The organism is Lentilactobacillus farraginis DSM 18382 = JCM 14108 (assembly GCF_000583655.1).
GTDB lineage: Bacteria > Bacillota > Bacilli > Lactobacillales > Lactobacillaceae > Lentilactobacillus > Lentilactobacillus farraginis.
This window is the reverse complement of record NZ_BAKI01000065.1, coordinates 1-7,814: the sequence shown is the minus strand read 5'-3', so window position 1 is coordinate 7,814 and position 7,814 is coordinate 1. Positions and strand designations below refer to the sequence as shown.

Annotated in this window: 4 protein-coding genes; all 4 read left to right on the top strand. The window is 41.2% G+C overall.

Features of this window, described 5'->3' with window-relative positions; translation table 11 throughout:
• Nucleotides 1-161 precede the first annotated feature (161 nt).
• Nucleotides 162-1,733 carry a hypothetical protein gene (locus JCM14108_RS14870; RefSeq protein ID WP_191978554.1) on the top strand — a complete coding sequence of 524 codons (1,572 nt, stop codon included), beginning with the start codon at nt 162-164 and terminating at the stop codon, nt 1,731-1,733.
• Between the two features lie 557 nt (nt 1,734-2,290).
• A complete protein-coding gene (locus JCM14108_RS13120; RefSeq protein ID WP_035181386.1) occupies nt 2,291-3,976 on the top strand; it encodes a hypothetical protein in 1,686 nt (561 codons plus the stop codon).
• Between the two features lie 723 nt (nt 3,977-4,699).
• On the top strand, nt 4,700-6,367 hold the full coding sequence (locus JCM14108_RS13115; protein WP_035181385.1) for a hypothetical protein: 1,668 nt from the start codon (nt 4,700-4,702) through the stop codon (nt 6,365-6,367).
• Between the two features lie 395 nt (nt 6,368-6,762).
• Nucleotides 6,763-7,806: a hypothetical protein gene (locus JCM14108_RS13110; protein WP_051996219.1), complete on the top strand. Its 1,044-nt coding sequence runs from the start codon at nt 6,763-6,765 to the stop codon at nt 7,804-7,806.
• The last annotated feature ends 8 nt before the right edge of the window (nt 7,807-7,814 follow it).

Sequence of the window (7,814 nt, the reverse complement as noted above, 5' to 3'; positions counted from 1 at the left end):
TTTCCTGGAGGCTTCTTTTTTATGATGGAATTTGAATTCTTGCATGATATTACATACATGTTAAAACGATTAAACATTTATGGTGGTTGCATAGCCAATGAGTGAATGATACTGTAAAATACATCATAGTATCAGAAAACTATATTGGGGAGAATATTATAATGAAACTTAATCTAAAACGATCACTATTTGTGTCAGCAGCTGCCTTAGGTTTTTTTGCAGCAGGTGTTAGCGGCGGGCAAAATGCAAGTGCCAAAAGTTACGCTAAAGTGACGTCGAACGAAGCACTTTCAATGAATTCGTTTGACCGAAACGTTAATTTTACCGGCAGCAGTGCTTTGTACACAAAGGCAGGAACATTGAAGGGCGCTAAAAAAGTGGCGTCAGCAAGTATCTTAAGCAGCTTGGCCAACACCAACGTGTCGAACAATAATGTTCGAGCTTATCGAATTGCCAAAACTAATCGTGGCTCAGTCTACTATAAAGTTGTTACTTTCGATGGGCAGTATCGTGGTTGGATTTATGGTGGTAAAAGTACATCCGATTTCGGCGGTGGTTTAACGCAATATGCAACCACCAAGTACGCTGCAATGACGACCGATCAGCAAAATGGCACGTTCAAGATTACTAATCCCGGAACTGCCAATGATGGTAAGACGGTTACTTATCAACAACCGGCATGGACGCAATATAAAGTTGGCCGTCAAATTACTGATTCCAGTTCATATGCCAATAAAACCTTTAAAATTGATCAAGCAGTTACTCGAAGTCGAGAGGGTGACCAGTGGGTCCATATTAGTGCGACTGATTCTGCTAACTCGGCCGCAAACGGCTGGATTCTTTATTCGGGGTTAACGGCAGTTTCTACAAGTGGAACAGGTTCAGCTGGTAGCTCAAGTACATTAAGCCCGGTTAAGATTGTCTTGGCCGATCCAAATGGTAATCAGATTAAGACAATTAATTATGGTAATGGGGCAAAGGACCAGACGCTGGGGACTCAAAATGGCTCTACTTGGAATTTGTCTTCGAACGATATGACGCAGTTGACTAGTCAAATTAATACGGCACTTACCGGTACCGGCTACTCATTATCCGGTACGTCAACTAACGGGACCTTAACAACTGATCAAATCAGTGCGCTGGCACAGACTAAGTATGGATCGACCGTTACGATTAAAGCGGTTGCTTTAGGTCAATCCTCGTTGAGCTTGACGGCAAATGGGCTGACTGCGGTTGATGGACCAACAATTAATGATAGTGCTAATCCGGGATATGGAAAGGATTCCAATCTAAATTATACAGCTTCCCAATTATATAAAATGCAAAAGGATAATACAAAAGATTATCAGACCTTGATGAATAGCATGAATCCAGGATGGTTCCAGAAAACAGATAATAATGTTGACGGCAAGGACGGCATTAATGAAACGTATCTGAAGGCAGCTATGTCCCAATACCTTACATCAAGTTTACCAGCACTCCATGGTATCAGTGGTGATAAGATCACTGCCGGCAGCATTGTTAGTCAAGCTAACGGTGTCCGGTCACCACTTTATCCACAGTTTGTTAAAGAGGGCGGTTTCTTAGGGATTGGTCAACAATACGTTCTTCGTTGGTATCACATTACCTTTATACCAGTTTCAGCAGCCGACGATGGCGTTTACGGCAGTTCAACCCCTGTTAGCGTTAATTTCAGTGCTAGTATTCCAGCTAGCACCAAGTTTGATCAGTAATTAGATTTATCGTTATTATATAAAATGTGAAGAGAAAGTTATTGAAAAATGTGTTTGAAATTTCAATGACCTTCTTTTTTTCTTGCTTCTTTGAAATGGTCTATGAAAATCCGTTATTAAATATCGCCTTTTGATAACAAATGTAACATTTGTGAAATAAAAACAATTAAAAAGGGGTTTTACCTACTTTTTTATTGGTTTTAGTCATAAATGAATGGCATTAACAAAATTGATTACTTATTAAGAATATTCACAATTTCTTCATAATTTGTACACAATTTAAGAAATAGCGTTCAAGCCCGTCGGTGCGTTAATTCAGCAGCGTCAACGGTTCTTTACGATAATTAAAGTATGAAGATGTGAATTTTTTGTGAATTTTTGGGATGTTTTAAAATTTTTAATTTTTACTTTCTGGTTTTGTTACAATGTTGTTTCAATGTAATGTTATTGTAATAAAACCTTTAAATCGAAAAGTTTTCGTAATTTCACTAAACGCCTCAGACGGTATACTGTAATCATTCTTTGTGGACACACAAGAAAAATTGGAGGAATATATTTTGACAAATAACTTGAAAAAGTCATTATTTGTTGGTTTGGCTGCTTTGAGCTTCGCTGCTGTAGCAGGTACTGCTAATACCCAAGCAAGCGCTAAGAGCTATGCCAAGATCACATCAAATAAGGCTTTAACTTCTGACGCAAATTCTCGTAACGTAAACTGGACCGGTTCAGCTGCTTTATATACTAAAGCAGGTACATTGAAGGGTGCCCGGGTTGTTGCCGGCAAGTCTACTTTACAAAATGCTGCTTCTTCAAAGGACAGCAGGAGCAACGTTCGTGCATACCGGGTAGCTACAACCAATCGTGGTTCCGTATACTACAAGGTTGTTTCATTTGATGGCCAATACCGCGGCTGGATTTACGGCGGTAAGTCAACTTCATCATTTGGTGGCGGTGTTGAATCATACGCAACTACTAAGGATGCCACTTTAGACAGTTCTGCTGCAAACGCTACTTATACTTTGGCACAACCAGGTTCGGATGCTGCCAACTTAGCATATGAAGCACCAGCATGGACCCAATACAAAGTTGGCCGTGCCAAGGTTAACAACCAAGTACTTACAACTACTGCACCGTACTCTGGCGCACGCTTCAAAGTTACCAAGGCAGTTACTAATTCACGTGACGGCCAAACTTGGTATCAATTATCTGCAGCACCTGCCAGCTCTGCTAGTGCATCAAGTGCTAACTCAAGTGCTGCATCATCAGCAAGCTCATCAGCTTCAGCATCAAGTGCTAACTCAAGTGCCGCATCATCAGCCAGCTCATCAGCTTCAGCATCTGCTGATCAGTTAAACGGTAAATGGGTTCAAGCTTCAGCTGTTAAGGCTACTTCAGCTTCATCATCTGCTTCATCTTCAGCTGCATTTGATGAAAACAAGAGTGTGAAGGTTCAATATCGTGATGTGACAACTGGTAAGACTTTGGACAAGACAAACACTTGGACAACTAACTCAGCAAACACTAAGAAGGGTCAAAACCTTTACAATAGTGGTGCCAGCTTCAAAGACAGCACTGGCCGTGACTTGGGTGCCTATATTGTAAATGCTGACGCTCCTGCCGGCTATGCATTCAAGTCAAGCGACGGCAAAGCTGTTAACCCAGATGGTTCAAACTTGAACGTTAGTCCAAACTTGAACAATACTACTTTTGGCGCAACAGTAACTGTTGATGTTACACCAACAGCTGCCGCAACTAAAGTATCATTGAACTATGATAACAACAACGGCGGACTGACTGCTTTGACTTCATCAGACTTTGCCCTCGGTTTCCCAGGCTTAACTGATAAGCAACAAAAAGATGCTTTGCCAAACGGTGGTGCTACAAACAGCTCATTTAAGGTAAGCGACTTCTTCGGTAATGGTGGTAAGTTCGAAAGTGCATTGAACAGTGCTAATACAGCAACAGGTAAGATTGACAACAAGAACTTGTATACTGATACCACATCAAACAAGCAAGTTGCTGGTAGTGGCCAATCAGTTGGGTTCTTTGGAACTAATGTGCCAGGCTCCGATAATTGGCGTTACTTCTATGTATATGATGCACAAGGCACTGCCAACAACAATGCGGCCAGCTTAAACAACGGCTCAACTGTTAAGGTTGCTTTCCATCGTTACGTAACCCAAATTTCTGTTAACAGCAAGGATACATCAGTTAACGCAAACACAAACTACATTACCAAGTAGTTACATTTGCGTACGTTGATCATCGAGCATTAATTTCTTCACTTTAAAACAATATGGGGGGTTCGGGGGATAAGTCAGGTTATTTTCCCGAACCTCTTTATACATAAGGCATCTTGATGAAGATGACCTTATTAATCATTGATAATCAATATATTGACTATCTTGATTCTCCATAATTGATTTGGATGATCGAATGTAATTATTCAAGCTGATTGCATTCGTCACTTAATTGTTAAAGATGATTCAAGCTCATTTTTAACAACTCACTAGGTAAACATAAAACGGGATCGACAGTTCACTCCAAGACTGTTGATCCTGTTTTTATAAAAGTACAGATATTAATATAATCTTGGAATAAAAATGGCGCTCGATTTTTAATTAACCATTTCCCGATTGTTTATGATAAATTTCAAAATATTTCCATAATTGTAATCTTCACACTTTCTTCACAATTTGAAATTGCGGCAAAATGCTTGGGTAACAACGAAAGCGGACGTTTTAACTACCTTTCACAGCCCATTATTGATGCTAAATGTGAAGAAAGTGTGAATTTTTGATTTTTTTATCGGTTCCTTTGCCGGATTGTTAGAATGTTATCGTTTGGAAAAGTAGTTGTAAATGTAGACCGTTTCTGTTGTCAATTAGTAATGTCATAAACCAATTTTGAAGCTATACTGTTTATATTCTTTGTGGAAACACAATAGAAAATGGAGGAATGCTTTTATGACAACTAATTTTAAAAAATCTTTATTTGTTGGAATGGCTGCATTGAGTTTTGTTGCTGCCGCCGGTGCTGCCAATACTCAGGCAAGTGCAAAGTCTTATGCTAAGGTGACTTCAAACAAAACGTTAACGACTGATGCAACAACACGCAACGTAACGTTTACCGGTTCAAACGCTCTTTATACCAAAGCAGGTACTTTAAAGGGTGCTAAAGTTGTTGCAACAACGACAACTTTGAAAAATCTGGCTTCTTCAAACAGTTCGGAACAAAATGTTCGGGCATATCGGGTCGCAACAACTAATCGAGGATCAGTTTACTATAAAGTTGTGACGTTTGATGGCAAGTATCGTGGTTGGATTTACGGTGGTAAATCAACAACCGGTTTTGGCGGCGGTATTGAATCTTATGCAACTACGAAAGATGCTACTTTGGACAGCTCCGCTTCGAGTGCAACTTATACGCTTGCCAACCCTGGTTCAAGTTCAGCTGATTTAGCGTACAACGCACCTGCTTGGACCCAATATAAAGTTGGCCGGGCAACCGTTAACGGTAGTGTCGTAACGACAACAACGCCGTACTCCGGTGCACAATTTACAATCACCAAGGCAGTGACCCGTTCTCGTGAAGGCGATACCTGGTATCAAATTTCAGCTGCGCCGGCAAGCTCCGCTAGTGCATCAAGTTCCACTTCAAGTGCTTCAAGCTCGGCTTCTTCATCCGCTTCATCGTCAGCCAGCGCTTCTGCTGCTGCACAATCAGCCGCTGCTCAATTAAATGGTAAGTGGGTTCAAGCTTCTGCATTGAAGGCGACATCGGCTTCTTCATCCGCTTCATCGTCAGCTTCCTTTAACGCCGATACCAGTGTCAAGATTCAGTATCGGAACACGTCTACCGGAAATCTTTTGAGCACAACCGACACTTGGACGACGAGTTCATCCAACTCAGAAAAGGGTGAAAACCTTTATAATAGTGGCTCGAGTTTCAAAGACAGTACTGGTCGTGATTTAGGTGCTGCAATTGTGAATGCCGGTGCGCCTTCCGGTTATGCCTTTACGACCACTGATGGCAAAACGGCTACAAGTGATGGCACAACGACTAATCTAAATATCAGCCCAACATTGGCCAATACCACTTTTGGTGCAACAGTGACTGTTGATGTGACCCCGGTAGCTGCAACCACAAAGGTTTCGTACAACTATCTTAACAATAGTGGCAGTTTAACCAGCCTTTCATCATCTGATTTTGCACTCGGCTACCCTGGTTTGACTAGTGCACAACAATCCGCTGATTTGCCTTCGGGTGGTGACACTAACGGCTCATTTAAGGTTAGCGATTATTTTGCTTCGAACGGAAAATTTGAAACAGCACTGGATAACTCAAATACCAAGGTAACTTTGAATAATACAAATCTATATTCAAGTACGGCATCGACCACACCAATTTCGCTGTTGGGTCAATCAACCGGATTCTTTGGTACCAACGTACCCGGGTCTGACAACTGGCGTTACTTCTACGTTTACGATGCAACGAACACAGCTAACAATAACGCTTCTTCGTTGAGCAATGGTTCAACTGTTAAGGTCGTTCTTCACAGATACGTTACCCAAATCACTGTAAACAGTAAAGATACGTCTATCAACGCCAATACAAACTACGTTGCCAAGTAATTTAGCTGAAAAGTTTGTTTCGGTTTGAATGATCATTTGTTTTTGGATTATAAAACACGCCATAGAAAAGAAAAAGAATATTCTTTTTCTTTTCTACATACATAAAGTATGTTTTACCTGCATACTTTATTAAAAATAGATATACATTCCTTCAATTAATATATCTAATTACCATATAAATTGATTTGTCTGCAGGCAGCTGTTCAAGCCGGTTGTTTGCATGCTGACAGGGTTCCTTCAAGCTTGCTCTGTTGGTTCACCAGGTAAAAAAACGCCCCGGATAATCTTTCCGGGGCGCTTTTTTGGCTTAGAACCAGAAAATGCTTCCTAAAACATGGTTAACTATTATATAATTACAGTGCAATTATCATTGAATTCGTTTGGAGGAAGCAGGGATGAATATGAAATTATATAAATCATTGTTTATCAGTGTGGCAGCATTAGGTTTATTTGCTGCTGCCGGTTTTTCGAATGCTCAAAGTGCCGGTGCCAAAAGTAAAAAGGTCCGGGTTACCCGAAACTATGCTGCCAGTGCAAAGGGGACGGATCGAAATGTTGTGCCGACCGGCCAATATGCCATTTATACAAAGCCGGGAACGGTTAAGGGAGCTCGGTTGGTTGCCAGCAAGACAACTTTAAGCGATCTTGCCAATTCCCAAAGTTCAAAGGATTATTTCAGAGCCTATCGGGTAGCTAAAACCAATAAAGGTTCTTACTATGCAAAAGTAGTTTCGTTTGATTATCAACATCGTGGCTGGATTTATGTCGGTAAAACAAATCCGGATTCGGATTGGGCATCGGTTGGCTATGGTTTGAAGCAGGCTCAAACAACGAAACAAGCAGCCATGCCGGACACGCAAACGGTTCAATTAACCAATCCAGGTGTTATCAATTCTTTGTGGGATGCGCCATACCGATCCCAGTACCGGGCTAAAAAAGTTTTGGTTGATACAACCCCTTATGGCGGTGAAGACTTTACAGTAACCAAATCCGTTGAGATGACCCGTGAGGAAACGCCATACTACTATATTGTTAATGATAATGATCCAAGTATTCGAGGTTGGATTTACGCAGGGGCTGTTATTGAACAGGTGCCGACGCCGACAGTTAATAATGATAAGATCGTCTATGCCAAAATCATTGATGCGGATTCCGGGCTGGTAGTTGCGGATCAAACTTTAACCAATACCCGAACAGATTTAACCAACGCACCGGCGTTTGTTGCCACAGAGCTTGGTAACGGTGCCGCTGATGAAGCTAAATTGGGCGCCTATGCACCAGGCTATACTTACAAGACTTTAAGTGCGGCTGATAAAAGTGCTAATTACAGCGCTATTGCGGGTGCAACATATGGTGGAACAGTAACTGTTAAAGCCCGATTGGCATCCAATAGTCAACCACTTGACACAATTAAGGATGCTAACCTTATCTCCAAGTAATTGTATAA

What these genes read in the sequence shown, in the direction of transcription:
- JCM14108_RS13115 (WP_035181385.1), top strand. Translation starts at nt 4,700, where the DNA reads ATGACAACTAATTTTAAAAAATCTTTATTTGTTGGAATGGCTGCATTG.
- JCM14108_RS14870 (WP_191978554.1), top strand. Translation starts at nt 162, where the DNA reads ATGAAACTTAATCTAAAACGATCACTATTTGTGTCAGCAGCTGCCTTA.
- JCM14108_RS13110 (WP_051996219.1), top strand. Translation starts at nt 6,763, where the DNA reads ATGAATATGAAATTATATAAATCATTGTTTATCAGTGTGGCAGCATTA.